This is a genomic window from Streptomyces sp. CA-251387, from assembly GCF_050936625.1.
Lineage (GTDB): Bacteria > Actinomycetota > Actinomycetes > Streptomycetales > Streptomycetaceae > Streptomyces.
The window spans coordinates 3,106,896-3,132,870 of record NZ_JBNJMJ010000001.1 but is presented as its reverse complement, the minus strand read 5'-3'; the positions used below and the strand labels follow the sequence as shown (position 1 = coordinate 3,132,870).

Genomic DNA, 25,975 nt, shown 5'->3' with positions numbered 1-25,975 from the left:
ATACAGTCCCGCGCCCCTTCAGGTCAGGACACGGTCCCTCTGCTTATGAGTTGCCGTATCTCACGGACCTCGTTGCGTAGGTCCGTGACGTCCGGGGGGTCCTCCCCGTCCAGCTTCTTCTCCAGGGCGGCCAGCCGCTTCGTCAGCTCGGCATCGCGGGGCGGTTTCCGGGTCAGCAGACGCTCCAGTTGCTGGTTCTTGCGGTACAGGTCCAGGAACACCGTCACCTTCGCCCGCAGCACCCATGGATCGAACGGCTTGGTCAAGTAGTCCGCCGCGCCTGTCGCGTAGCCGCGGAAGGCGTAGCCGGAGTCGTCGTCGGCGCCGGTCAGGAAGATGATCGGGACGTCCTTCGTCTGGTCGAGCCGTTTGATGTTCGCTGCCGTCTCGAAGCCGTCCATGCCGGGCATCCGGACGTCGAGCAGCACGACGGCGAAGCGTTGGCGCAGCAGCGCCTTCATCGCCTCCTCGCCGGAACGGGCGCGCACGAGCGGCTCGTTGAGGGACCCCAGTACGGCCTCGAGCGCTATCAGGTTGTCCTCCATGTCGTCGACCAGGAGGATGCCGGCACGCTCGTCGGTCGTTGCCTCAGCGGTCATGGTGAATTGGCCTCATTCAGTCGTCGGCGGTACCGCCGGTTCCTCGGTGGGGGCGTCCGTCGCCGCGTCCGCGCCCTCGGGGTCCAGGAGGTCGCAGACGACGGTCAGCAGCTGATCCACGTCCACCGGCTTCGGTACGTAGTCGTGGGCGCCCCGCGCGATGGACTTCTCCCGGTCTCCGGGCATGGCCTTCGCGGTCAGCGCGACGATGGGCAGGTCCGCCCAGCGCGGGGTGCGGCGGATGGCGGAGATCGTCTCGTAGCCGTCCATCTCCGGCATCATGATGTCCATCAGGACGAGTTCGACGTCCGGGTTCCGCTCCAGTGTCTCGATGCCCTCGCGGCCGTTCTCCGCGTACAGCACCGGCATGCCGACGCGGCCCAGGACATGGGTGAGCGCGAAGACGTTGCGGATGTCGTCGTCCACGATCAGCACCCGCCGGCCCGGGAGCACCCGGCCCGCCCGGCCCGTCTGCCACGCCTCCAGCTTGGTGGGTGTCGGCCAGCTCTCGTCCGCGTCGTGGGCGGCCGGGAAGGGCTCGGCCGACAGCTGCTCCGGCACCGGCAGCGGACGGTCCTCGGGGACCGGCCCGGTGGCGGCGTGACCGGGGCTGACGACGGGGACGTACAGCGTGAACGTCGAGCCCTTGCCGGGCTCGCTCTCGGCGACGATACGGCCGCCCAGCAGGCCCGCGATCTCCCGGCTGATGGACAGGCCGAGGCCCGTGCCGCCGTACTTGCGGTTGGTGGTGCCGTCGGCCTGCTGGAACGCCTCGAAGATCACCGGGAGTTTCTCCGCCGCGATGCCGATGCCGGTGTCGGACACCGCGAAGGCGATCACCTCGTCGCTCTCCCGGACTCCCCCACTCTCGACTTCGCTCGAGCGGGGGGACCCCCATCGGTGGTCGGGGTCCTTCATCCGGGTCACCCGTAGCTCCACCCGGCCGCTCGCGGTGAACTTGATCGCGTTCGAGAGCAGGTTTCGCAGGATCTGCTGGAGGCGCTGCTCGTCGGAGTACATCTCGCGCGGTACGTCCTCGCCGACCGCCACCTCGAAGGCGAGCCCCCGGTCGAGCGTGAGCGGGCGGAAGGTGGCGTGGACGTAGTCCAGCAGCTTGATGAGCGGCAGCTTCTTCGGGCGTACGTCCATCCGGCCGGCCTCGATCTTCGACAGGTCCAGGATGTCGTTGATCAGCTGGAGGAGGTCCGAGCCGGAGCGGTGGATCGTCGTCGCGAACTGCACCTCCTGGTCGGAGAGATGGCCGTCCGGGTTGTCCGACAGCAGCCGCGCCAGGATGAGCAGCGAGTTCAAGGGCGTCCGCAGCTCGTGGGACATGTTCGCCAGGAACTCCGACTTGTACTGGGAGGACGTCGCGAGCAGGGCGGCCTTCTCCTCCAGTTCGGCGTTCGAGCGCTGCAGCTCCGCCTGCTGCATCTGGAGTTCGTCCGAGCGCTCCTGGAGCTGCATCGCGAGGCGCTGGGACTCGCCGAGCAAGGACTCCGTACGGGAGTTGGCGATGATCGTGTTGATCGCGACGGCGATGGTGTTCACGAACTGGTCGAAGAACGCCAGGTGCACGTCGGAGAAGCGGGAGAAGGACGCCAGCTCGATCACGCCGAGGAGCTTGTCCTCGAAGAGGATCGGGATGATGACGACGCTGGTGGGGGCCGCCTCACCGAGCCCACTGTTGATCTTGATGTAGTCCGGCGGGGCCTCCTCGACGAGGATCCGCTTCTTCTCGCGGGCCGCCTGCCGCACCAGGCCGTGCACCGGGAGGCCGCCGGTCTCGATCGTCGTGCCCTGCGCGGAGCCGTACCCGGCGATGAACGCGAGCCCCTTCGCCGGAACGGTGGTGCGCAGCGCCGCGCTCTCCTCGTCCGGGTCGGCCAGGAAGAACGCCCCGTACTGGGCGTTCACCAGCGGTGTCAGCTCGCGCAGCAGCAGGTCGGCGACCTCCATCAGGTCGCGGTGGCCCTGCATCAGGGCGGCGAGGCGGGCCAGGTTGGACTCCAGCCAGTCCTTCGCGCGGGTCGTCTCGCGCAGGTTGGCCACCATCAGGTTGATGTTGTCCTTCAGCTCGGCGACCTCGCCGCGCGCCTCGACCGTGATCGAGCGGGACATGTCGCCCTGGGCCACGGCGGAGGCGACCTCGGCGATCGCGCGGACCTGGGTGGTGAGGTTCAGGGCGAGCTCGTTGACGTTCGTGGTCAGGCGCTTCCAGGTGCCGTACACGCCCTCGACCCGTGCCTGACCGCCGAGTTGGCCTTCGCTTCCCACCTCGCGGGCCACGCGCGTGACCTCGGAGGAGAAGGAGGAGAGGGTGTCGACCATGGTGTTGATGGCGGTCTTCAGCTCCAGGATCTCGCCGCGGGCGTCGACGTCGATCTTCTTGGAGAGGTCGCCGTTGGCGACGGCGGTGGTGACCTGGGCGATGTTGCGGACCTGGGAGGTGAGGTTGTCCGCCATGTAGTTGACGTTGTCGGTGAGGTCGCGCCACACACCGGAGACGCCCAGCACCTTGGCCCGGCCGCCCAGCCGGCCGTCGGTGCCGACCTCGCGGGCCACCCGGGTGACCTCGTCGGCGAAGGCGCGCAGCTGGTCCACCATCGTGTTGACGGTGTCCTTCAGCTCGAGGATCTCGCCGCGGGCGTCGACGGTGATCTTCTTGGAGAGGTCGCCGTTGGCGACGGCGGTGGTGACCTGGGCGATGTTGCGGACCTGGGAAGTCAGGTTCAGCGCCATGAAGTTGACGTTGTCGGTGAGGTCCTTCCATACGCCGGACACGCCGCGCACCTGGGCCTGGCCGCCGAGGTTGCCTTCCGTGCCGACCTCGCGGGCGACCCTCGTCACCTCGTCGGCGAAGGCCGAGAGCTGGTCCACCATCGTGTTGATGGTCGACTTCAGCTCCAGGATCTCGCCCTTCGCCTCGACCGTGATCTTCTTGCCGAGGTCGCCCTGGGCGACGGCGGTGGAGACGAGGGCGATGTTGCGGACCTGGGAGGTGAGGTTGTCCGCCATGAAGTTGACGTTGTCGGTGAGGTCCTTCCATACGCCGGACACGCCGCGCACCTGGGCCCGGCCGCCCAGGTTGCCTTCCGTGCCGACCTCGCGGGCGACCCTCGTCACCTCGTCGGCGAAGGCCGAGAGCTGGTCGACCATCGTGTTGATGGTCGACTTGAGTTCGAGGATCTCGCCCTGGGCGTCGACGGTGATCTTCTGGCTCAGGTCGCCGTTGGCGACGGCGGTGGTGACCTGGGCGATGTTGCGGACCTGGGAAGTCAGGTTCGACGCCATGAAGTTGACGTTGTCGGTGAGGTCCTTCCATACGCCGGACACGCCGCGCACCTGGGCCCGCCCGCCCAGCTGCCCCTCCGTACCCACCTCACGGGCGACGCGGGTCACCTCGTCGGCGAAGGCCGAGAGCTGGTCGACCATCGTGTTGACGGTCAGTTTGAGTTCGAGGAGCTCGCCGGTCGCCTCGACGGTGACCGTACGGGTGAGATCACCGCGGGCCACCGCCGTCGTCACCAGGGCGATGTCCCGCACCTGGGCCGTCAGCCGGGCCGCCATCGTGTTGACCGCCTCGGTCACGTCCCGCCAACTGCCCGACAGGCCCTGCACCTTGGCCCGGCCGCCGAGCCGGCCCTCGGTGCCGACCTCGCGGGCGACGCGGGTGACCTCGCCGGTGAACAGGGAGAGCTGGTCGACCATCTTGTTCACGGCCCGGCCGAGGCGGCGCAGGTCGCCTCTTAACTGGCGGCTGCCGTCGTGCAGATCGACGCGCTGGGTGAGGTCGCCGCCGGCCACCGCGTCGAGCACGCGCGTCGCGTTCGCCGCCGGGGCCACCAGGGCGTCGAGCAGGTGGTTGACGTCGTTGACGCGGGTCGTCCAGTCGCCCTGGCCCGGGCTCGCCGAGAGGCGCTCGTCGAGCCTGCCGTGCCGCACCAACTCCCGCTTGACCCGCTGCACTTCCCGGTTGAAGTGCGTGCTGCGGTCCATGATCTGGTTGAAGACCGCCGTCAGCTCGGCCACCACTCCCTCGCCGGTCTCCGGGAGCCTGCGGAAGTCGCCGTCGCGGGCAGCGGTCATCGCGGCAAGCAGCGGACGCAGTTCCGATGCTCGAATTTGACCGTCTTTCTGTCCGTCTTCGAGCACACGCGTAGCACGGTTCTCACTCATGGCGGCCCACTTCGGTAACTCGGTGCTTATGGGCGTGGCCAGTCTGTCACTCTGTCGGCGTCGACCGAGGCGTATTCGTCCGAACCGTTCGGGGAGCTGTCCATGGGGGCCATTCCGGTGCAACGGGAGACCGTCACCCGTGCCTCTGATGTGCCTGCGTCGGGGGGCTGGCGCGCGGAGACCCGCACCACCCTGCCCGGCAGCGCGCTCTCCCCGGGCACCGCCCGCACCCTCGTACGCAACGCCCTCACCGAATGGGCCGCCTCCGGGCTCCCCGGCACCGAAGCCCTCAGCGACCGTCTCGTCGACGACGCCGTCGTGGCCGTCAGCGAGCTCGTCACCAACGCCGTCGTGCACGCCGGCACCGATGTCGAGCTCACCTGCCGGCTGGAGGAGGACACCGGCGCCCTCCTCGTCGAGGTGCTGGACCACCACCCCTCGCGCGCCCCGCGCGACGGCGAGGTCGACGCGCCGTACGAGACCCCGGAGTACGGACGCGGGCTGCGGCTGGTGTCCCGGCTCGCCGAGTCCTGGGGCGTGACCTACCGCACCGGCGCCAAGACCGTGTGGGCGCGGCTGCCCGCCGAGGACCCCGTGACGGCCAGGGACGACATCGAGGCGTACGCCGAGGAGCGTGCGCTGGAGCGCGGGTTGCGTGTCGCCGAGATCCTCGCGCCGGAGCCGCCGCCGCTCCCGACGGCTTCCGCGGGGTCGGCTTCGCTCGATCGGGGGGTCCATTCGGCTGCCATGGAGGAAGGTGACCGTCCGGCTTCGCTCGAGCACGGGGATCGCCATGAGCTGGGGCCCCTGGGGTCCCCGGCACACGGGGGAGCCGCGGGGCACCCGGGACATCCGCCGTATCCCCAGCGCCCCGAGCACGAACGGGACTGGCTCAACCGGGGCGCCCTCTCCTTCCTCGCCGAGGCCTCCGACCTGCTCGCCGGGCAGCTCGACGAGAACCTGGTCGCCGCGCTGGCCGGCCAGCTGATCGTGCCGCGGCTGGCGGACTGGTGCGCGGTGTGGCTGGAGGACGAGGTCGCCGGACGCTGGGGGTACCCCCCGTCCGGCGAGCCCGGGGGCTGGGGACAGCGGCCCGTGGACGGCGCCGCGGGCGCCGGGCCCCGGCTTGCCCGCGTCTGGCACGGCTCCGAGAACCTCATCGAGGAACTCCGCCGCGCCCTGGAGAAGGAGCCGCCGCATCCGAGCGACCACCACCGCACCGGCCCCGTCCCGTACCCCTGGCCCGGTGAGGCGCTCGGCGAGCGCGGAATCCGCGGCACCGCGCTCGCGTACCGCCTGATCGCGGGCGGCCGCCCGCTGGGCACGCTGGTCATCGGCCGGGCCGGCCTCGACCGCTTCCCCGACGAGGTCACCGGGCTCGTCGAGGACCTCAGCCGCCGGGTCGCCCTCGCCATCGGCGCGGCCCGCCAGTACGCCCGGCAGGTCACCATCAGCCGGGTCCTGCAACGCGGACTGCTGCCCGGCGCCGTCGCGAAGATCCCCGGGGTGGCCAGCGCCCTGGTGTACGAGCCGTGCGACAAGGGCGGTCCCAGCGGCGACTTCTACGATCTCTTCCCGGCGGGCGACGGCCGCTGGTGCTTCGCCATCGGCGACGTCCAGGGCAAGGGCCCCGAGGCGGCCGTGGTGATCGGCATCGCACGCCCCTGGCTGCGGCTCCTGGCCCGCGAGGGCTACCGCGTGGCCGACGTCCTCGACCGCCTCAACCAGCTCCTCCTGGACGACGCCACGGAGGCCGCCGACGCCGCCGCCCGCGCGCTGGTCGGCCCGGTCCCACCCGGCGACGGCCCGCAGACCCGCTTCCTGTCCCTGCTGTACGGCGAACTGACCCCCGTCGACGGCGGCATCCGCTGCACCCTCGCCTCCGCCGGGCACCCGCTGCCGCTGCTCCTCGGTGAGGGCGGCGAGGTCCACACCGCCGCGCAGCCCCAGACCCTGCTCGGCGTCTTCGAGGACGCGACGTACACGAGCGAGACCTTCGAGCTGCGCTCCGGCGACACCCTGCTGTGCGTGACCGACGGGGTGACCGAGCGGCGTAGCGGCTCCCGCCAGTTCGACGACGGCGACGGCCTCGCGAGCGCACTCGCCGGGTGCACGGGGCTGAACGCCGAGCTGATCGCGGAACGCATCCGCAGGCTGGTGCACGAGTTCGGCGGCCGCCCGCCGGAGGACGATCTGGCGCTGCTGGTGCTGCAGGCGGAGTAGCGGGGCCGGTCCGGGGCGGTACGGGCGCGTGGCGCGGTTTCCCGGGAGCACGCGCGCGTGCCGGTTCCCGGGAAGAAAGAGCCCCTGGAGCGTTCTCCGGGGAGTACGCGCGCGTCCCCGACATACGCGCCCGAACCGGCGCACGCGCGCGTGCTGGACAATAGAACCCATGCCTTCCGCACTCCCCGACGGCGAGCCCGTCCCCGCCGACGGCGCGCTGCCCGCGCACGCGCTCGCCGGGTCCGCCGACCGACCCCTCGGCTTCTACCTGCACGTCCCGTACTGCGCGACCCGCTGCGGCTACTGCGACTTCAACACCTACACGGCGACCGAGCTGCGCGGCACGGGCGGGGTGCTGGCCTCCCGCGACAACTACGCCGAGACCCTCATCGACGAGATCCGTCTCGCCCGCAAGGTCCTCGGCGACGACCCGCGCGAGGTCCGCACGGTCTTCGTGGGCGGCGGTACGCCCACGCTGCTGGCCGCCGGCGATCTCGTACGGATGCTGGGGGCGATCCGCGACGAGTTCGGGCTGGCCCCGGACGCGGAGATCACCACGGAGGCGAACCCGGAGTCGGTGGACCCGGCGTATCTGGCCACCCTCCGCGAAGGCGGCTTCAACCGGATCTCCTTCGGCATGCAGAGCGCGAAGCAGCATGTGCTGAAGGTCCTGGACCGCACGCACACGCCGGGCCGCCCGGAGGCATGCGTGGCGGAGGCCCGTGCCGCGGGGTTCGAGCACGTGAACCTGGACCTGATCTACGGCACGCCGGGGGAGTCGGACGACGACTGGCGGGCCTCGCTGGAGGCGGCGCTGGGTGCGGGGCCGGACCACATCAGCGCGTACGCCCTGATCGTGGAGGAGGGCACCCAGCTGGCCCGCCGTATCCGGCGCGGCGAGGTGCCGATGACGGACGACGACGTGCACGCGGACCGGTATCTGATCGCGGAGTCGGTGCTGTCGGAGGCGGGCTTCGACTGGTACGAGGTGTCCAACTGGGCGACCTCCGAGGCCGCCCGTTGCCTGCACAACGAGTTGTACTGGCGGGGCGCGGACTGGTGGGGCGCGGGGCCCGGGGCGCACTCGCACGTGGGCGGGGTGCGCTGGTGGAACGTGAAGCATCCGGGCGCGTACGCGGCGGCCCTCGCGGCGGGGCGGTCGCCGGGGGCGGGGCGGGAGCTGCTGTCGGAGGAGGACCGGAGGGTCGAGCGGATCCTGCTGGAGCTGCGGCTTCGGGAGGGGGTACCGCTGGAGTTGCTGCGGGGGGAGGGCCTCCAGGCATCCCGCCGTGCCCTCTCGGACGGACTGCTGAAGCAGGGGCCGTACGACGAAGGACGTGCGGTACTGACGCTGCGGGGGCGGTTGCTGGCGGATGCGGTGGTCAGGGACTTGGTGGACTGATCACTCGGGCGAGTGAAGCGCTGCGGGACATGGGCTCGGTCTCTAACCTGGTTCGTGGGCTGCCGCCGTAGACACGGCGACAGGAAGCGGAGGGCCACGGAGATGACCGCTGTGGATGATCGCCGGGTACACGAAACCTTCGAGAACCTCGAGGTTCCGGAGGGCTTCAAGGCTGAGCTCATCCGGGGGGTAATCGTGATGACGGCCGGGCCCGACAAGGTCCACAACCGCATCGTTCAGTCCGTCCAGGACCAGATCCCCCCCGATCGGTGGGAGCGGCTGCAGACCCAGGATGTGGCCTTCCCCGTTGAGGACAGTGAGCCCCAGCCGGATCTCGTGGTGATGGAGATCGGCGCCGATGACAGCCCGGGACGGCTCGTACCCGGACCGGCCGTGACGATGTTGGTAGAGGTCGTCTCCAAGACCAGTGTCCACCGGGATCATGTGGAGAAGCGCTCGATCTACGCTGCTGGACGCGTCCCCGTCTACCTGATCATCGACCCCTTCGCGGCCCAGTGCCTGGTGCTGACAGAGCCGACCGGCACAGGCTTGTCAGCGGACTATCAGTCGAAGCGGACTCGCAAGTTCGGCGACCCGGTGCCGCTGCCGATCGTCGGTATTGAGCTCGACACCAGCAGGTTCGGCACTCTGCCGCCTCTCACTGCTGCGCGGTAACGAAGTCGATCAACTCCTCCACCCGCCCCAACAACTCAGGCTCCAGATCCTTGTAAGACCCCACCCGCCCCAGAATCGCCTGCCACACCGCCCCCGTGTTCTCCGCAGGCCACCCCAGCGCCCGGCACACCCCCCTCTTCCAGTCCTGCCCGCGCGGGACCTTCGGCCAGCCCGCGATCCCCAGGGACGACGGCTTCACCGCCTCCCAGATGTCGATGTACGGGTGGCCCACGACCAGGGCGTGCTCACTCGTCACCGACTCGGCGATCCGCCACTCCTTCGTCCCCGGCACCAAGTGGTCCACCAGGACCCCCAGCCGCGCATCCGGACCCGGCGCGAAATCGGCCACGATCGACGGCAGGTCGTCGACGCCCTCCAGGTACTCCACCACCACGCCCTCGATGCGCAGGTCGTCGCCCCACACCTTCTCGACCAGCTCGGCGTCGTGGCGGCCCTCGACGTAGATACGGCCGGCGCGGGCCACGCGCGCGCGTGCGCCGGGGACGGCGACCGAACCGGATGCCGTACGGGTGGGACGTACCGGAGCCGCGCCCGACGGCCGTACCAGGGTCACCACCTTGCCCTCCAGCAGGAACCCGCGCGGTTCCAGCGGGAACACCCGGTGCTTGCCGAAGCGGTCCTCCAGGGTGACCGTGCCGGCCTCACAGCGGATCACCGCACCGCAGAAGCCCGTACCCGGCTCCTCGACCACCAGGCCGGGCTCTGCCGGGACCTCGGGGACCGGCTTGGGCTTCTTCCAGGGGGGAGTCAGGTCCGGTGAGTACTGGCGCATTCGAGTGACGATAGGAGAAGCCCGGCCGTCAGGGAGCACAGATCAGCGCGACACGCCGAAGCGGGCGGCGAGGGCGTCGCGCTGGCGTCGTACGAACTCCGCGTCGACCACCGCTCCGTGACCGGGCACGTACAGCGCGTCCTCGCCGCCCAGGTCCAGCAGGCGGTCCAGGGCGGCCGGCCAGTGCGACGGTACGGCGTCGGGGCCGGCCTGGGGCTCGCCGGACTCCTCCACCAGGTCACCGCAGAAGACCACCTCCCGATCGCCGGGGAGCTCGCCCGGCACGAGCACGACCAGGTCGTGGGCCGTGTGCGCCGGGCCCACGTTCGCCAGCAGGACCTGACGGCCGCCGCCCAGGTCGAGGGTCCACTCGCCGCTCACCTGATGGCGGGGGCGGACCAGGGCGTCCACGGCCTCCTCGGCCGCCGCCGGGTCCAGGCCGCCCCGCACCGCGTCCCCGCGCAGCTCCTCGCGCGCGTGCCGCCCCTCGAACACCGTGTCCACACCCACCGCACCGAAGATCTCCGCCCCCGCGAACGCCGCCGCCCCGAAGACATGGTCGAAGTGGGGATGCGTCAGAGCGAGATGAGTCACACGGTGACCCGCGAGCCACTGCGCCTGCGTACGCAACCGCGCGCCCTCCGCGACGCTCGACCCGGCGTCGACGACCAGCGCGGTGCCGTCCCCGACGACCAGCCCCGCCGTGCAGTCCCACACCGGAAGCCGGCACCGGCCCACCCCGGCCGCCAGCCGCTCCCACCCCAGCTCTTCCCAAGTCACCGTCATACCGCGACGCTAGCTGGGACAGCACGTCCGAGCACGGTGGTGCCGGACCGGCCTTGCCCGGGGCGTACCCCACCGCCGTACACTGGCCGGGGACGGCTGGCACTCGGACGGACAGAGTGCCAGGCAAGGTGCCAAAGGGAACGAGTTCTGGAGGTGTGCGCGAGATGCTGAGTGAACGCAGGCTTCAGGTGTTGCGCGCCATCGTCCAGGACTACGTCGGGACGGAGGAGCCGGTCGGCTCCAAGGCGCTCACCGAGCGGCACAACCTCGGCGTCTCCCCGGCGACCGTCCGCAACGACATGGCGGCCCTGGAGGACGAGGGCTACATCGCCCAGCCGCACACCAGCGCCGGTCGGATCCCGACCGACAAGGGCTACCGGCTGTTCGTCGACAAGCTCGCCGGCGTCAAGCCGATGAGCCCGCCGGAGCGGCGCGCCATCCAGAACTTCCTCGAGGGCGCCGTAGACCTTGATGATGTGGTGGCGCGGACCGTGCGGCTGCTCGCGCAGCTCACACGGCAGGTCGCCGTCGTGCAGTATCCGTCGCTGACCCGGTCCACCGTCCGGCATGTCGAGCTGCTGTCGCTCGCGCCCGCGCGCGTGATGCTCGTGCTGATCACGGACACCGGGCGAGTCGAGCAGCGGATGATCGACTGCCCGGCGCCCTTCGGGGAGACCTCGCTCGCGGATCTACGCGCGCGGCTCAACAGCCGGGTCGCGGGGCGGCGCTTCACCGATGTGCCGATGCTCGTCGAGGACCTCCCCGAGGCCTTCGACATGGAGGACCGCGGCACCGTCTCGACCGTGCTCTCCACCCTCCTGGAGACGCTCGTCGAGGAGAACGAGGAGCGGCTGATGATCGGCGGCACCGCCAATCTCACCCGCTTCGGACATGACTTCCCCCTCACCATCCGGCCCGTCCTGGAGGCCCTCGAGGAGCAGGTCGTGCTCCTCAAGTTGCTGGGCGAGGCGAAGGATTCGGGCATGACCGTGCGCATCGGTCACGAGAACGCCCATGAGGGACTCAACTCCACGTCCGTGGTGTCGGTCGGCTACGGTTCGGGCGGCGAGGCAGTCGCCAAGCTCGGCGTGGTCGGACCGACCCGCATGGATTACCCGGGAACGATGGGAGCGGTACGCGCAGTGGCACGGTACGTCGGACAGATCCTGGCGGAGTCGTAAGTGGCCACGGACTACTACGCCGTTCTCGGCGTGCGTCGCGACGCGTCGCAGGAAGAGATCAAGAAGGCCTTCCGGCGGCTCGCACGCGAGCTGCACCCGGACGTCAACCCGGATCCGAAGACCCAGGAGCGGTTCAAGGAGATCAACGCCGCTTACGAGGTGCTGTCGGACCCGCAGAAGAAGCAGGTCTACGACCTCGGCGGCGACCCGCTGTCCCAGGCGGGCGGCGCGGGCGCCGGCGGCTTCGGCGCGGGCGGGTTCGGCAACTTCTCGGACATCATGGACGCCTTCTTCGGTACGGCGTCCCAGCGCGGTCCGCGCTCGCGCACCCGGCGCGGCCAGGACGCGATGATCCGGCTGGAGATCGAGCTCGACGAGGCGGCCTTCGGCACGACGAAGGACATCCAGGTCGACACGGCCGTCGTCTGCAACACCTGCAACGGTGAGGGCGCGGCGCCGGGGACCTCCGCGCAGACCTGTGACATGTGTCGCGGTCGCGGTGAGGTGTCGCAGGTGACGCGGTCCTTCCTGGGCCAGGTCATGACCTCGCGGCCGTGTCCGCAGTGCCAGGGCTTCGGGACGGTCGTGCCGACGCCGTGCCCCGAGTGCGCGGGTGACGGGCGCGTGCGGTCGCGTCGGACCCTGACCGTCAAGATCCCGGCCGGTGTCGACAACGGCACGCGGATCCAGCTCGCCGGTGAGGGCGAGGTCGGCCCCGGCGGCGGGCCCGCCGGTGACCTGTACGTCGAGATCCACGAGATCGCGCACCCCACCTTCCAGCGGCGCGGCGACGACCTGCACTGCACGGTGACGATCCCGATGACCGCGGCGGCTCTCGGTACCAAGGTGCCGCTGGAGACGCTGGACGGGCTGGAGGAGGTCGACATCCGGCCGGGCACGCAGTCCGGGCAGTCGATTCCGCTGCACGGGCGGGGCGTGACGCATCTGCGCGGTGGCGGACGCGGTGACCTCGTCGTCCACGTCGAGGTCACGACCCCGACGAAGCTCGACCCCGAGCAGGAGCGGCTGCTGCGGGAGCTGGCCAAGCTGCGGGGTGAGGAGCGGCCGCAGGGGCAGTTCCAGCCGGGTCAGCAGGGGCTGTTCTCGCGCTTGAAGGACGCGTTCAACGGTCGCTGACGGTTCCGCCGCGGCGGCGGGGAACACGTGGCCCGCGGCAAGGGGAAGGGCCGATTCGGACTTGTTCGGGGGACGTGACAACATGCCGTCATGTCCTCCGCACTGACCGATCTCTTTCCCCACCCGATCGTGCAGGCCCCCATGGCAGGCGGCGTCTCCGTGCCGCAGCTCGCCGCTGCCGTGTCCGAGGCCGGTGGGCTGGGGTTTCTCGCCGCCGGGTACAAGACCGCCGACGGGATGTACCAGGAGATCAAGCAGCTGCGGGGGCTGACCGGCCGGCCCTTCGGGGTCAATCTGTTCATGCCGCAGCCGGAGTATGCCGACCCGGCCGCCGTGGACGTGTACGCCCATCAGCTGGCCGGCGAGGCCGCCTGGTACGACACCGAGCTCGGGGACCCGGACAGCGGCCGGGACGACGGGTACGAGGCCAAGCTCGCCGTGCTGCTCGACAACCCGGTGCCGGTCGTCTCCTTCCACTTCGGCGTGCCCAGCGGTGACGTGCTGGCGTCCCTCCGGCGCGCCGGAACCTTCACCCTCGTCACCGCCACCACCCCCGACGAGGCCCTCGCCGTGGAGCGGGCCGGTGCCGACGCCGTGATCGTGCAGGGCGTCGAGGCGGGTGGGCATCAGGGGACTCACCGCGACACCCCGAGACCGACGGCACGGGTGTCGGGCTGCTGTCGCTCGTCGCCCAGGTCCGCGAGACCGTGAGCCTGCCCCTCGTGGCGGCCGGCGGCATCATGCGCGGCAGCCAGATCGCCGCCGCCCTCGCCGCCGGCGCCAGTGCCGCCCAGCTCGGGACCGCCTTCCTCGCCACCCCGGAGTCCGGCGCCAACGCCCTGCACAAGCAGGCGCTGACCAACCCCCTGTTCGTACGGACCGAGCTGACGCGCGCGTTCTCCGGGCGTCCCGCCCGTGGTCTCGTCAACCGCTTCATGCGTGAGCACGGTCCCTACGCCCCCGCCGCCTACCCCGAGGTCCACCACCTCACCTCGCCCCTGCGCAAGAAGGCCGCCGCGTCCGGCGACGCGCAGGGCATGGCGCTGTGGGCCGGGCAGGGGCACCGGATGGCCCGCGAACTGCCCGCCGGGCAGCTGGTGGAGGTGCTGGCCGCCGAACTGGACGCGGCGGCGACAGCGTTGTCCGCCTTTCCCCGAGGGGGTGCGGGGCGATGACGGCACCCGTCTTCCTGGTCGAGCACTTCGACGCCGGTCGCGGCGGGCGGTACGTCCTCGACGGGCCCGAGGGACGGCACGCCGTCTCCGTCAAGCGGCTCAGGCCCGGCGAGACCGTCGTCCTCACGGACGGCAACGGTCGCTGGGCCGAGTGCGAGGTCGTCGACACGGAGGGCAAGGACCGGCTCGTCGTGCACATGAGCACGGTGGCCGAGGAACCCCCGGAGTCTCCCCGGATCACCGTCGTCCAGGCCCTCCCCAAGGGCGACCGCGGCGAACTGGCCGTCGAGACCATGACCGAGACCGGCGTCGACGCGATCGTGCCGTGGGCGGCCGCCCGGTGCATCACGCAGTGGAAGGGCGAGCGGGGCGCGAAAGCCCTCGGCAAGTGGCGGGCCACCGCCCGTGAGGCCGGCAAGCAGTCCCGGCGCGTCCGCTTCCCGGAGGTCGCGGACGCCGCCACGACCAAGCAGGTTGCGGCACTTCTCGCCAAGGCCGATTTCGCCGCCGTACTCCACGAGAGCGGTGACGAGCCGCTGGCCACCGTCGAACTCCCCGCCGAGGGTGAGATCGTACTGGTCGTCGGGCCCGAAGGGGGCGTGTCCCCCGAGGAGTTGGCGTTGTTCGAGGAGGCGGGGGCGAAGGCGTACGTCCTCGGCCGTACCGTGCTGCGTACGTCGACCGCCGGCACCGCCGCGGCCGCCGTACTCCTCGCCCGCACCGGGCGCTGGTCCTGACACGAGGAGGCGGCGCGACCCTCCTGCACGGCCCCGCCGCCATGACCGACCGGCCCTCGCTCCTCGAACGGTTCGGTGGCGTAGGCGACTTTGGGTGACACTCGATTGTGACGTGCGGGAGCAGGGAGTGGCCGTATGCGCTCTACCGCGGCGGCCGGGACAGTGGCAGGCTGCCCTCCATGGGGGCATTCAGGAGGATTTGGTCTCGCTCGGGTCCCGCGGGTCCTACGGGTCCCATGAGCCCTGCGCGTCGCGCGGGTCGGCGCACGCAAGTGGCGCGTGCGGCAGGCGTGGTGGGTCTCGTCGTGGTCGCCGTCGGCGGGGCGGTCGCCTGTGATCCGGGCGGGTTGAGCAGTGCGACCGTGGCGTTCACGACCGACCAGACGGTGACCGAGGAGCTGGAGCGGCAGAAGGCCGACGTCCAGTGGCTCAACTGCACGGGCTCGTACGAGGACGGCAAGGGCGGTTCCGCCGCCCCGACGGCGACCGAGAACACCGTGGTCAAGGTCGACTGCGAGGGTGAGACCAAGGACGGCAAGGACATCACCGTCACCGGCAGGATCACCCGGGCCGTCAGCGGCGCCTGTGTGCGCGGGGACCTCGTCGCCAAGATCGACGGCAAGGAGTGGTTCCACGTGAACGGGCTGGGCAACTGCAATGCCACGCCCTCGCCCGTCAACCCGGGCGGCGGCGGGCAGCAGCCGGGGCCCACCGTCACGGTCACCGTCACCAAGACCGTCTACTGCAAGCAGCACCCGAACTGCTGGCCGGAGGGCAAGTGACCGTATCCGGAGGGGAGTTGGGCAAGTGATCCAAAGGCCTGTCCCTTGACGCCGCCCCTGCTTATGGTGATCGGGTGACTCAGCCCGCGACGCCCGGATCGTCTTCGTATCTCCGGTACCCGCATCTGCACGGCGACCTGATCGCCTTCACCGCCGAGGACGACGTATGGCTCGCCCCGCTCGACGGCGGCCGGGCCTGGCGGGTCAGCGCCGACACCGTGCCGGTCAGCCTGCCGCGCATCTCGCCCGACGGTACGACCGTCGCCTGGACCTCCACCCGCGACGGCGCCCCCGAGGTGCACATCGCGCCGGTCGACGGCGGGCCCTCGAAACGCCTCACGCACTGGGGCAGTCGGCAGACCCGGGTGCGCGGCTGGACCCCCGACGGGCAGGTTCTCGCGATCAGCGCCCAGGGCCAGGCGGGCAGCCGCCGCACCTGGGCCCACACGGTCCCGCTCGACGGCGGACCGGCCACCACGCTGCCGTACGGCCCCGTCGCCGATGTCGTGTACGGGCCGCGGCTCGTGCTCGCGTCCGCGCCCATGGGGCTGGAGGCGGCACGCTGGAAGCGGTACCGGGGCGGTACGGCGGGCAAGTTGTGGATCGACCGGGACGTCCGCGACGGGCAAGGTGCCGGGGACTTCGTACGGCTGCACGAAGAGCTGGACGGGAACCTCGAGTACCCCGTGTGGGTGGGCGAGCGGATCGCTTTTCTCTCCGACCACGAGGGCGTGGGGGCGGTGTACTCGTCCCTCGCCGATGGGTCCGATCTACGGCGGCACACCCCTGTCGACGGCTTCTACGCCCGGCACGCCGCGAGCGACGGCACCCGTGTCGTCTACGCCTGCGCCGGTGAACTGTGGCTCCTCGACGATCTCGACGGGGCCGAGCCGCGCCGGCTCGACGTCCGGCTCGGCGGGCAGCGCACCGACCGGCAGCCGTACCCGCTGAACGCCGCGCGCGCCTTCGGGGACGCGGCGCCCGACCACTCCGCGCGCGGCAGCGCGGTCGCCGTCCGGGGTGCCGTGCACTGGGTCACCCACCGCTCCGGTCCCGCCCGTGCGCTCGCCGCCGAGCCGGGGGTGCGGGCCCGGCTGCCGCGCACCTTCCGGACGGAGGGCGAGGAGTGGGTCGTATGGGTGACGGACGCGGAGGGCGACGACGCGCTGGAGTTCGCGCCGGCGACCGGCCTCGCACCCGGCGCCACTCCGCGCAGGCTCGCCGCCGGGCAGCTGGGCCGCGTCCTGGAGCTCGCCATGGCGCCCGACGGGAGCCGGGCGGCGGTAGCCGCGCACGACGGGCGGCTGCTGCTCGTCGAACGGGAGACCGGCGAGGTGCGCGAGGTGGACCGCAGCGCGGACGGCGACGTGTCGGGGCTCGTCTTCTCACCCGACTCGGCCTGGCTGGCGTGGTCGCACCCCGGTCCGCGCCCCCTGTGCCAGCTCAAGCTCGCCAACACCACCGACCTGTCCGTCTCCGAGGCGACCCCGCTGCGCTTCCAGGACTACGCGCCGGCGTTCACGCAGGACGGCAAGCACCTCGTCTTCCTGTCGACGCGGGCCTTCGACCCGGTCTACGACGAGCACGTCTTCGACCTCGCCTTCGTGGTCGGCTCCCGCCCGCACCTGATCACGCTCGCCGCGACCACCCCGTCCCCCTTCGGCCCGCAGCGGCACGGCCGCCCCTTCGACGCGCCCGACAAGGACGAGACGCCCGACAGCGAGGGCACCCCGACCACGCGCATCGACCTCGAAGGGCTCGCCGACCGGATCGTGCCGTTCCCGGTCGAGGCCGCCCGCTACACCAACCTGCGGGCCGCCAAGGACGGCGTGCTGTGGCTGCGGCACCCCGTGCGCGGCGCGCTCGGCGCCTCCCGCGCCACACCCGACGACCCCGAGCCCAAGACCGAGTTGGAGCGCTACGACCTCGTCCAGCGGCGCGTCGAGCATCTCGCCGACGACGCCGACCACTTCGAGGTCAGCGGCGACGGCAAGCGGGTGCTGCTGTGGACCGACGGCAGGCTCAAGGTCGTCCCGAGCGACCGGCGTGCCTCGGGCGACGAGGACAGCGACACGAACATCACCGTGGACCTGACGCGCGTACGGCAGCGGGTCGACCCGTCGGCGGAGTGGCGGCAGATGTTCGAGGAGACGGGCCGCATCATGCGGGACCACTTCTGGCGGCCGGACATGAACGGCGTGGACTGGGCGGGCGTGCTGGACCGCTACCGTCCCCTCCTCTACCGGGTGGCGACCCACGACGACCTGATGGACCTGCTGTGGGAGGTGCAGGGCGAGCTGGGCACCTCCCACGCGTACGTCGCACCGCGCGGCGGGTACGGCGGCGGGGCCCGGCAGGGCCTGCTCGGCGCGGACATCTCCCGCCACTCGGACGGAAGTTGGCGTATCGACCGCATCCTCCCCTCGGAGACCTCCGACCCCGAGGCACGGGCGCCGCTGGCCGCACCCGGCGTCGCGGTGCGGGCCGGGGACGCGATCGTGGCCGTGGCCGGAGTGCCGGTGGATCCGGTGACCGGACCCGGGCCGTTGCTCGTCGGTACGGCGGGCAAGGCGGTGGAGCTGACGATCTCGCCGGCGGGCGGCGGGGACGTACGGCACGCGGTGGTGATCCCGATCGCGGACGAGCAGCCGCTCCGGTACCACGCGTGGGTGGCCGACCGGCGGGCGTACGTCCACGAGAAGTCCGGCGGCCGGCTCGGCTATCTGCACGTGCCGGACATGCAAGCGCCCGGGTGGGCCCAGATCCACCGTGACCTGCGGGTCGAGGTGGCGCGGGAGGGCCTCGTCGTGGACGTCCGCGAGAACGGCGGCGGACACACCTCGCAGCTCGTCGTGGAGAAGCTGGCACGGCGGATCGTGGGCTGGGAACTGCCGCGCGGCATGCGCCCGTACAGCTACCCGATGGACGCGCCGCGCGGCCCCGTGGTGGCGGTGGCCAACGAGTTCTCCGGCTCCGACGGGGACATCGTCAACGCGGCGATCAAGGCACTGGGCCTCGGCCCCGTGGTGGGGACGCGGACCTGGGGCGGCGTGATCGGCATCGACAGCCGCTACCACCTGGTCGACGGCACCCTGATCACCCAGCCGAAGTACGCCATCTGGCTGGACGGCTACGGCTGGGACGTGGAGAACCACGGCGTGGACCCGGACGTGGAGGTGGTGCAGCGGCCGCAGGACTGGGTGGCGGGGCGGGACGCGCAATTGGACGAGGCGATCCGGATCGCGTTGGAGGGCCTGGAGGAGCGGCCTGCTAAAACTCCGCCCGGTTTGCCCACCTGAGGGGCGCGGGGCCGTATCGATATGCGGCTCCGCCGCGTGGGCGCGATCAACCCCCACGCACCCGCACCCGCCGACGATACGATGCCAACCGTAAAGATCGGTCCAACCCCCGGAGGGAACATGGCAGGGGAGCCGCAGGACGACTGTCTGTTCTGCAAGATCGTCGAGGGGCATGTTCCGGCGACCATCGTGCGGGAGACGGACACGACCGTCGCGTTCCGGGACATCAACCCCCAGGCGCCCACCCACGTCCTGGTCATTCCGAAGGCGCACTACCGGGACGCCGCCGCCCTCGCCGCCGCCGAGCCGACCCTCGCCGCGGACGTCCTGCGTGAGGCCCAGGCCGTCGCCGACGAGGACAAGCTGGAGAGCTACCGGATCGTCTTCAACACCGGCGCCGGCGCCGGGCAGACCGTCTGGCACGCCCACGCCCACATCCTCGGCGGCCGTGGCATGCAGTGGCCCCCCGGGTAACCAGCCGTGTCCGTACGTGAATTGGTCGTCCTCGGCACAGCGAGCCAGGTCCCGACCCGGCACCGCAACCACAACGGGTATCTGCTGCGATGGGACGGCGAGGGCATCCTCTTCGACCCCGGCGAGGGCACCCAGCGGCAGATGCTGCGGGCCGGGGTCGCGGCTCACGATCTGAACCGGATCTGCATCACGCACTTCCACGGGGATCACTCGCTGGGCCTCGCCGGTGTCATCCAGCGGATCAATCTCGACAAGGTTCCGCACCCGGTCACCGCCCACTACCCCCGCTCCGGCCGGCGCTTCTTCGACCGGCTGCGCTACGCCACCGCCTACCGCGAGACCGTCGACATCGCAAAGGTGCCGGTCAGCGAGGACGGCGTCATCGCCGACACCGGTGCCTACACGCTCCACACCGCCCGGCTGTCGCACCCCGTCGAGTCGTACGGCTATCGCCTCGTCGAGCCCGACGGGCGCCGCATGCTGCCCGAACGGCTCGCCGCGCACGGCATCAAGGGGCCGGACGTCGGGCGGCTCCAGCGTGAAGGGGAGCTCGGAGGGGTCACCCTCCAGGACGTCAGCGAGGTGCGGCGCGGGCAGCGGTTCGCGTTCGTCATGGACACCCGGCTGTGCGACGGGGTGTACACCCTCGCCGACGGCTGCGACATGCTCGTCATCGAGTCCACCTTCCTGGACGAGGACGTCGAACTCGCCGTCGAGCACGGCCACCTGACGGCCGGGCAGGCCGCTCGCGTCGCCCGCGACTGCGGCGTACGGCATCTCGTGCTCACCCACTTCAGCCAGCGCTACACCGAGCCGGACGAGTTCGAACGGCAGGCGCGCGACGCCGGCTTCGACGGGGAGCTGACGGTGGCGCACGATCTGCTGCGGGTGCCGCTTCCGAAGCGTCGGTGAAACGGCCGTACGATGCTTTGATGCCCCTCCCCAAAGCAGAACTGCACCTCCATATCGAAGGCACCCTGGAGCCGGAGCTGGCGTTCGAGCTCGCCGCGCGCAACCGCGTCGAGCTGCCGTACGCCGACACGGACGAGCTGCGCAAGGCCTACCAGTTCGAGGACCTCCAGTCCTTCCTGAACCTGTACTACGAGCTCATGGCCGTCCTGCGCACCGAGCAGGACTTCGCCGACCTCGCGAACGCCTACCTCGCCCGCGCCGCCGCCCAGGGCGTGCGGCACGCGGAGATCTTCTTCGACCCGCAGGCGCACACCAAGCGCGGGCTGGAGCTGGGCACGGTCGTCGAGGGGCTGTGGCGGGCGCTGGGCAGCAGCGAGGCCAACCACGGGGTTTCCACCCGGCTCATCATGTGCTTCCTGCGCGACGACTCCGCCGAGTCGGCCATGGAGACGCTCCGGGCCGCCGAGCCGTATCTCGACCGGATCACCGGCGTCGGCCTCGACTCGGCCGAGGTCGGGCACCCGCCGGTGAAGTTCCGCGAGGTCTACGAGGCCGCCGCCGCGCTCGGGCTGCGGCGCGTCGCGCACGCGGGCGAGGAGGGGCCGCCCGCCTACATCACCGAGGCCCTCGACGTCCTCGGCGTCGAGCGCGTCGACCACGGGCTGCGGTGCATGGAGGACCCGGCGCTGGTCGAGCGGCTGGTGCGGGAGCGGGTGCCGCTGACCTTGTGCCCGCTGTCGAACGTCCGGCTGCGCACCGTCGACACCCTCGCCGACCACCCCCTGCCGGCCATGCTCGACGCCGGGCTCGTGTGCACCGTCAACTCCGACGACCCCGCCTACTTCGGCGGGTACGCCGGCGACAACTTCGACGCCGTACGCCAGACCCTCGGCCTGACCGAGGAACGGCTGCGCGAGCTCGCCCGCAACTCGTTCCTCGCCTCCTTCCTGGAGGACGACGAGGAGCGGCGAGCGCGGTATCTGGCCGAGGTGGAGGCGTACGACTTCAGTTAGCCGCCGTTCAGTTAGCCGCCGTTCAGGTCGCGGCGGTGAGGCGGTCGGGGGCGGCCGGGGTGGCTTCGGCCGTGTCCAGAGGGATCTCGACGACCTCGACGACCTCGACGGGTTCCAGGACCACCGCGGCCTCCAGGACCACCGCGGTCTCCACGACGTCCGCGGTCTTCCGGGGGCGCCGGGCCAGCGCAACGGCCGTCATCGGTACGACGATCACCAGCAGCCCGGCCGCCAGCACGGCCCCCATGACCGGGAACCCCGCCTGCGCCGACAGCACACTCCCGGCCAGCGGGCCCGCCGCCGTGCCCAGCGACGACGCCGAGCCGACGAGCACCGCCCAGCGGCCGCGCGCGTCGAGGGAGGCGGCGAGGCCGATGACGTACGACAGGACGATCGGGTAGAGCGTGTTCCACGCGATCTCGCCGGTCGCGAACGTCGGCAGGTCGGTGGCGGACGCGCTGAGCGCGATGCAGGCAGCGATCAGGGCCGTACCCGCACCGATGGGCAGTGCGCGGCCGAGGCGCGGGCCGAGCGCGCCCGCCCCGGTGACGCCGAGCAGCCCGGCGCCCAGCGCCACGGCGAACACCGCGCCGACGGTGGCCTCGGTCAGGTGCGCCTGGGTCAGGCCGATCCGGCCGCTGACGCCCCAGAGGGAGTTCTGGGCGAGGGACCAGCACAGCATGCAGGCGGCGAGGGTCAGGCCCTGGCGGCGGTGGGGGAGGCGGAAGCTGTCCCAGCCCCGGTGCGAGGGGGTGGTGGCGGCAGGGAGCCGGGCCGTCAACGGCCATACGGCGAGCGCGGTGAGGGCGATCGCCGCGAGCGGGAGGCCGTGCCCGGGGCCGAGGTGGGGGACCGTCAGATAGACGGCGCCCGCGAGGGCGGAGACGCCGAGGAGGCCGAGCGTGGTGGCCCGGTGCGGATCGCGCTCCGCCGCTATGCGGGTGGCGGCTACCGCCGTGGCCGTACCGGATCCGAAGCCGCCGACGAGCACGCACAGGACGACGGCCGGTACGGCGGGTGCGAGTGCTGCGGCGCCGTAGCCGAGGGCGGCGAGCGCGAGCCCGGTCCGGGCCAGCCTGCGTGCCCCGATCCGGTCCACGCGCGACGCCAGCAGGAAGCCCGCCGACGCCGAACTCAGCAGCAGCGCGCTGCCGACGGCGCCCGCCTGGGTGGGCGAGAGCGGAAGCCCGGAGTCGAGCCTGCCGACGACCGTCGGCAGCAGATATGGGGCGAGATACCCGGCCGTGAAAAGGGCGACGAGGGGCCAGGGGGTGGTGCGGGGGGCGAACACGGGCGTTCCTGGGGCATGCGAAAGGAGCGGCTCAAGAGGGGGAGGGGCGCAGGCCGTCGACGGACAGGAACGCGCGGGGAATTTGTATCAAGCGGAGGGAGCTGTGAAGAAGCGGGGGTGGTGTGATCTGAGGCACGTTCTGTTTGCGGTGGGGAAAGGCGGGTAGAAGGCGCCCTCACTCGCGCCAGTGCACCGCCCCGCCCCCGCCGCCCAAGCCGGGAACCGTCGCCTCGATCTTCGCCCTGATCTCCCGCATCACCGCGACGATCCGCTCCTCGTGCCCCGCCGACAGCCGGGCCACCGGCACCGAGCAGCTGATCGCGTCCTGGGCGGGGGTGTCGTAGCGCAGGGCGAAGCCGAAGCCGACGATGCCGAGGACGCCCTCCTCGCGGTCGACCGCATAGCCGCGCGCCCGCACCCCGGCGAGGTCCGCCGCGAGGGAGTCCCGGGTGGTGTGGGAGTTGGGGGTGAGGGCCTGGTACGGGCCCTCGGGGAGGTCGTCGTCGGGGCGTTCGGCCAGGAGCGCCTTGCCCAGGGCGCCCACGTGGGCCGGGAGACGGCGGCCGACGCGGCTGATCGTCCTGAGGTATTCGTGCGACTCGCGCGTCGCCAGGTAGGCCACGTCCCGGCCGTCCAGCCGCCCCATGTGGATCGTCTCGCCCAGCGCCTCGGACGCCTCGTCGAGATACGGGCGTACGACGCGCACGCGCGGGTCGGAGTCGAGGTAGCTGGTGCCGGTGAGCAGGGCATGGATGCCGATGCCGTAGAGCGAGCCGGTGACGTCCGTGCGGACCCAGCCGCGGGAGATCAGGGTCTGCAGCAGCGCGTACATGGAGCTGCGCGGCACGTCCAGCGCGTCGGCCAGCTCCTGGAGGCGCGCCGGGCGGTCGCCGCGCGCGGCGAGGAGTTCCAGCAACTCGACCGTCCGCGCCGCGGATTTCACCTCGCGGACGCCGCCTGTCTCCGACATGGGGCGATCGTAATCGGATCGAATCGGCTCGACCGTGCCATTGACGGTCCCGGTTCGCGTATCTAATCTCCATTCTCATACATGGATGATGTCTACATAGGGAGATGGCCAGGGTGAGCCCCCACAGCCCTCGTTCGGACACGGCCCGGCGGTTGCGGGACGGCATGGCGCAAGGCGTGCTGTCGTTCCCGCTCACCAGCTTCCGCGAGGACGGCTCGCTGGACCCGGACGGCTTCCGCACCCATGTCGCCGACCGGCTCGCCACCGCCCCCGGCGCCCTCTTCCCCGCCTGCGGTACCGGCGAGTTCTTCTCCCTGGACGAGGACGAGTACCGGCAGGTCGTCTCGATCGCCGTCGAGGAGGCGGGCGGACGCGTGCCCGTCGTCGCCGGGACCGGCTACGGCTGGGCGCAGGCCGTCCGGTTCGCGCGGATCGCCGAGGAGGCCGGTGCCGACGCCCTCCTCGTCCTGCCGCACTATCTCGTCGCCGCCCCGCAGGACGGACTGGTCGCCCAGCTGGAGCAGATCGCGGCGCGTACGAGCCTTCCGCTCATCGCCTACCAGCGCGGCCAAGTCGCCTTCACCGCCGACTCGTTGCGGCGCATCGCGCGCCTCCCGAACGTCATCGGCCTCAAGGACGGCCACAGCGACCTCGACCGCCTCCAGCGCCTCACCCTCGCCGCCCCCGAGGACTTCCTCTTCTTCAACGGCGCCGCCACCGCCGAGATCCAGGCCCGCGCCTACGCCGCCGTCGGCGTCCCCGCCTACTCCTCCGCCGTCCACGCCTTCGCCCCCGAGATCGCGAACGCCTTCTTCGACGCCCTCCAGGCCGGCGACCACGGCACGGTCGACAAGCTGCTGCGCGACTTCTACGTCCCGCTCGTCGAACTCCGCGACCGGGTGCCCGGATACGCCGTGTCCCTGGTGAAGGCCGCGGCCCGCCTCCGCGGCCGCCCGGTCGGCCCCGTACGCGCCCCGCTCACCGACCCGTCGGCCGCCGACCTGGCCGACCTGCGCATGCTGCTCGCCGCCGGACTCGACCTCGTAGGAGCCGCCCTGTGAACCTCACGATCACCGATGTCCGCCTGACCCCGATCCTGGTCGCCGATCCGCCGCTGCTGAACACCCAGGGGGTGCATCAGCCGTACACGCCCCGTCTGATCGTGGAGGTGGTGACGGCCGACGGGATCACCGGTGTCGGCGAGACGTACGGCGACACCAAGTACCTGGAACTCGCCCGGCCGTTCGCGCGGAAGCTGATCGGCCGTCAAGTCGGCGAGTTCAACGGCCTGTTCGTCGTTGCGGACGAGGTGGCCGTCGCTCGGTCCCGGGTGTCCGGGCAGGTCGACGTCGGCGGCCTGCGCGGCGTCCAGACCGCCGACAAGCTGCGGCTCTCCGTCGTCTCCGGCTTCGAGGTCGCCTGCTTCGACGCGCTCGGCAAGGCGCTGGGGCTGCCGGTGCACGCGCTGCTCGGCGGCAAGGTGCGGGACGCGGTCGAGTACAGCGCGTACCTGTTCTACAAGTGGGCCGGACATCCGGAGGGCGTGCGCGCCGAGAAGGACGACTGGGGTGCCGCCGTCGACCCGGCCGGGGTCGTCGAGCAGGCGCGGAGGTTCACGGAGCGGTACGGGTTCACCTCCTTCAAGCTCAAGGGCGGCGTCTTTCCGCCGGACGAGGAGATCGCGGCCGTACGGGCACTCGCGGAGGCGTTTCCCGGGCACCCGCTGCGGCTCGACCCCAACGGGGCCTGGTCCGTGGAGACCTCGCTGAAGGTGGCGCGGGAACTCGGGGACGTCCTCGAGTATCTGGAGGACCCGACGCTCGGTACGGCCGCCATGGCCGAGGTCGCCGCGCGGACCGGGGTGCCGCTGGCGACCAACATGTGCGTGACGACGTTCGCGGAGATCAAGGAGGCGTTCACCAAGGACGCCGTACAGGTCGTTCTCTCCGACCACCACTACTGGGGCGGGCTGCGCAACACCCAGCAACTGGCGGCCATCTGCCGCACCTTCGGCGTCGGGGTGTCCATGCACTCCAACACCCACCTGGGCATCTCCCTCGCCGCGATGACCCACGTGGCGTCGACCGTCCCGGACCTCCATCACGCCTGCGACTCCCACTACCCCTGGCAGTCCGAGGACGTCCTGACCGAGCGCCTCACCTTCGACGGCGGCAAGGTCGCCGTACCGGACGCACCCGGCCTCGGTGTCGAGCTGGACCGCGACCGGCTGGCTGAGCTGCACCGGCGGTGGCTGGATGACGACGGCTCGCTGCGGGACCGCGACGACGCGGCGGCGATGCGGATCGCCGACCCGGGGTGGGTGACGCCCTCGGTGCCGCGCTGGTAG

19 protein-coding genes and 1 pseudogene are annotated in these 25,975 nt (G+C 71.5%); 14 read left to right on the top strand and 6 right to left on the bottom strand.

From position 1 onward, the window contains the following. Nucleotides 1-23 precede the first annotated feature (23 nt). Both ACQEV2_RS14010 and ACQEV2_RS14005 read right to left on the bottom strand, forming a co-directional pair. Entirely contained in the window at nt 24-599 is a 576-nt protein-coding gene (locus tag ACQEV2_RS14010) for a response regulator (RefSeq protein WP_433039930.1), read from the bottom strand. Nucleotides 600-611: 12 nt separating this feature from the next. After that, the gene (locus ACQEV2_RS14005; RefSeq protein WP_433039928.1) at nt 612-4,778 is read right to left on the bottom strand and encodes a HAMP domain-containing protein; all 4,167 of its coding nucleotides are present in this window, start codon (nt 4,776-4,778) and stop codon (nt 612-614) included. Between the two features lie 102 nt (nt 4,779-4,880). Here ACQEV2_RS14005 and ACQEV2_RS14000 point away from each other — a divergent pair, with 102 nt between their 5' ends. The 3 genes from ACQEV2_RS14000 (at nt 4,881) to ACQEV2_RS13990 (ending at nt 9,078) form a co-directional block, all read left to right on the top strand. Continuing rightward, nucleotides 4,881-7,001 carry a SpoIIE family protein phosphatase gene (locus ACQEV2_RS14000; RefSeq protein ID WP_433039927.1) on the top strand — a complete coding sequence of 707 codons (2,121 nt, stop codon included), beginning with the start codon at nt 4,881-4,883 and terminating at the stop codon, nt 6,999-7,001. 169 nt (nt 7,002-7,170) lie between these two features. Next, a complete protein-coding gene (gene hemW / locus ACQEV2_RS13995; RefSeq protein ID WP_433039925.1) occupies nt 7,171-8,403 on the top strand; it encodes a radical SAM family heme chaperone HemW in 1,233 nt (410 codons plus the stop codon). 102 nt (nt 8,404-8,505) lie between these two features. Further along, nucleotides 8,506-9,078, top strand: coding sequence for a Uma2 family endonuclease (locus ACQEV2_RS13990; protein ID WP_433039923.1), 573 nt, complete (start codon nt 8,506-8,508; stop codon nt 9,076-9,078). On the opposite strand, the gene ACQEV2_RS13985 is transcribed toward ACQEV2_RS13990, so the two are convergent. Both ACQEV2_RS13985 and ACQEV2_RS13980 read right to left on the bottom strand, forming a co-directional pair. Next, entirely contained in the window at nt 9,062-9,871 is an 810-nt protein-coding gene (locus ACQEV2_RS13985; protein ID WP_433039921.1) for a DUF3097 domain-containing protein, read from the bottom strand. The two genes, ACQEV2_RS13990 and ACQEV2_RS13985, sit on opposite strands and share 17 nt — an antisense overlap. Nucleotides 9,872-9,913: 42 nt before the next feature. After that, complete coding sequence (locus ACQEV2_RS13980; RefSeq protein ID WP_433039919.1) at nt 9,914-10,657, bottom strand: MBL fold metallo-hydrolase; 744 nt, start codon at nt 10,655-10,657, stop codon at nt 9,914-9,916. Nucleotides 10,658-10,821: 164 nt separating this feature from the next. Between ACQEV2_RS13980 and hrcA the strand changes: the two genes are divergently transcribed. The 9 genes and pseudogenes from hrcA (at nt 10,822) to ACQEV2_RS13935 (ending at nt 21,367) form a co-directional block, all read left to right on the top strand. Further along, complete coding sequence (hrcA, locus tag ACQEV2_RS13975; RefSeq protein ID WP_433039917.1) at nt 10,822-11,838, top strand: heat-inducible transcriptional repressor HrcA; 1,017 nt, start codon at nt 10,822-10,824, stop codon at nt 11,836-11,838. Continuing rightward, on the top strand, nt 11,839-12,975 hold the full coding sequence (gene dnaJ / locus ACQEV2_RS13970; protein WP_433039915.1) for a molecular chaperone DnaJ: 1,137 nt from the start codon (nt 11,839-11,841) through the stop codon (nt 12,973-12,975). A 90-nt stretch (nt 12,976-13,065) separates the two neighbouring features. Continuing rightward, a pseudogene (locus ACQEV2_RS13965) lies at nt 13,066-14,150 on the top strand (nitronate monooxygenase). Then, a complete protein-coding gene (locus tag ACQEV2_RS13960) occupies nt 14,147-14,887 on the top strand; it encodes a 16S rRNA (uracil(1498)-N(3))-methyltransferase (protein ID WP_433039913.1) in 741 nt (246 codons plus the stop codon). The pseudogene ACQEV2_RS13965 and the gene ACQEV2_RS13960 overlap by 4 nt, the downstream one beginning before the upstream one ends. Nucleotides 14,888-15,123: 236 nt before the next feature. Next, entirely contained in the window at nt 15,124-15,669 is a 546-nt protein-coding gene (locus ACQEV2_RS13955; RefSeq protein ID WP_433039911.1) for a hypothetical protein, read from the top strand. Nucleotides 15,670-15,743: 74 nt separating this feature from the next. Further along, complete coding sequence (locus ACQEV2_RS13950; RefSeq protein WP_433039909.1) at nt 15,744-18,968, top strand: S41 family peptidase; 3,225 nt, start codon at nt 15,744-15,746, stop codon at nt 18,966-18,968. Nucleotides 18,969-19,088: 120 nt separating this feature from the next. Further along, nucleotides 19,089-19,442: a histidine triad nucleotide-binding protein gene (locus ACQEV2_RS13945; protein ID WP_433039907.1), complete on the top strand. Its 354-nt coding sequence runs from the start codon at nt 19,089-19,091 to the stop codon at nt 19,440-19,442. A gap of 6 nt (nt 19,443-19,448) precedes the next feature. Further along, a complete protein-coding gene (locus tag ACQEV2_RS13940) occupies nt 19,449-20,354 on the top strand; it encodes a ribonuclease Z (protein ID WP_433039905.1) in 906 nt (301 codons plus the stop codon). 20 nt (nt 20,355-20,374) lie between these two features. Continuing rightward, the gene (locus ACQEV2_RS13935; protein WP_433039903.1) at nt 20,375-21,367 is read left to right on the top strand and encodes an adenosine deaminase; all 993 of its coding nucleotides are present in this window, start codon (nt 20,375-20,377) and stop codon (nt 21,365-21,367) included. A 22-nt stretch (nt 21,368-21,389) separates the two neighbouring features. Here the strand turns inward: ACQEV2_RS13935 and ACQEV2_RS13930 are convergent, their stop codons facing one another. Together ACQEV2_RS13930 and ACQEV2_RS13925 are read right to left on the bottom strand one after the other, a co-directional pair. Then, nucleotides 21,390-22,658 carry an MFS transporter gene (locus tag ACQEV2_RS13930; RefSeq protein WP_433039901.1) on the bottom strand — a complete coding sequence of 423 codons (1,269 nt, stop codon included), beginning with the start codon at nt 22,656-22,658 and terminating at the stop codon, nt 21,390-21,392. 175 nt (nt 22,659-22,833) lie between these two features. Then, complete coding sequence (locus tag ACQEV2_RS13925; RefSeq protein ID WP_433039899.1) at nt 22,834-23,628, bottom strand: IclR family transcriptional regulator; 795 nt, start codon at nt 23,626-23,628, stop codon at nt 22,834-22,836. A gap of 164 nt (nt 23,629-23,792) precedes the next feature. Here ACQEV2_RS13925 and ACQEV2_RS13920 point away from each other — a divergent pair, with 164 nt between their 5' ends. Both ACQEV2_RS13920 and ACQEV2_RS13915 read left to right on the top strand, forming a co-directional pair. Next, nucleotides 23,793-24,689, top strand: coding sequence for a 5-dehydro-4-deoxyglucarate dehydratase (locus tag ACQEV2_RS13920; protein WP_433054436.1), 897 nt, complete (start codon nt 23,793-23,795; stop codon nt 24,687-24,689). Next, nucleotides 24,686-25,975: a glucarate dehydratase family protein gene (locus tag ACQEV2_RS13915; RefSeq protein ID WP_433039897.1), complete on the top strand. Its 1,290-nt coding sequence runs from the start codon at nt 24,686-24,688 to the stop codon at nt 25,973-25,975. The genes ACQEV2_RS13920 and ACQEV2_RS13915 overlap by 4 nt, the downstream gene beginning before the upstream one ends.

Bases quoted from the DNA above. Each gene is read 5' to 3' on its own strand.
- hemW (WP_433039925.1), top strand. From the start codon at position 7,171: ATGCCTTCCGCACTCCCCGACGGCGAGCCCGTCCCCGCCGACGGCGCG.
- ACQEV2_RS13935 (WP_433039903.1), top strand. From the start codon at position 20,375: ATGCCCCTCCCCAAAGCAGAACTGCACCTCCATATCGAAGGCACCCTG.
- ACQEV2_RS13920 (WP_433054436.1), top strand. From the start codon at position 23,793: ATGGCGCAAGGCGTGCTGTCGTTCCCGCTCACCAGCTTCCGCGAGGAC.
- ACQEV2_RS13955 (WP_433039911.1), top strand. From the start codon at position 15,124: ATGAGCCCTGCGCGTCGCGCGGGTCGGCGCACGCAAGTGGCGCGTGCG.
- ACQEV2_RS14010 (WP_433039930.1), bottom strand. From the start codon at position 599: ATGACCGCTGAGGCAACGACCGACGAGCGTGCCGGCATCCTCCTGGTC.
- ACQEV2_RS14005 (WP_433039928.1), bottom strand. From the start codon at position 4,778: ATGAGTGAGAACCGTGCTACGCGTGTGCTCGAAGACGGACAGAAAGAC.
- hrcA (WP_433039917.1), top strand. From the start codon at position 10,822: ATGCTGAGTGAACGCAGGCTTCAGGTGTTGCGCGCCATCGTCCAGGAC.
- ACQEV2_RS13985 (WP_433039921.1), bottom strand. From the start codon at position 9,871: ATGCGCCAGTACTCACCGGACCTGACTCCCCCCTGGAAGAAGCCCAAG.
- ACQEV2_RS13980 (WP_433039919.1), bottom strand. From the start codon at position 10,657: ATGACGGTGACTTGGGAAGAGCTGGGGTGGGAGCGGCTGGCGGCCGGG.
- ACQEV2_RS13960 (WP_433039913.1), top strand. From the start codon at position 14,147: ATGACGGCACCCGTCTTCCTGGTCGAGCACTTCGACGCCGGTCGCGGC.
- ACQEV2_RS13990 (WP_433039923.1), top strand. From the start codon at position 8,506: ATGACCGCTGTGGATGATCGCCGGGTACACGAAACCTTCGAGAACCTC.
- ACQEV2_RS13925 (WP_433039899.1), bottom strand. From the start codon at position 23,628: ATGTCGGAGACAGGCGGCGTCCGCGAGGTGAAATCCGCGGCGCGGACG.
- ACQEV2_RS13945 (WP_433039907.1), top strand. From the start codon at position 19,089: ATGGCAGGGGAGCCGCAGGACGACTGTCTGTTCTGCAAGATCGTCGAG.
- ACQEV2_RS14000 (WP_433039927.1), top strand. From the start codon at position 4,881: ATGGGGGCCATTCCGGTGCAACGGGAGACCGTCACCCGTGCCTCTGAT.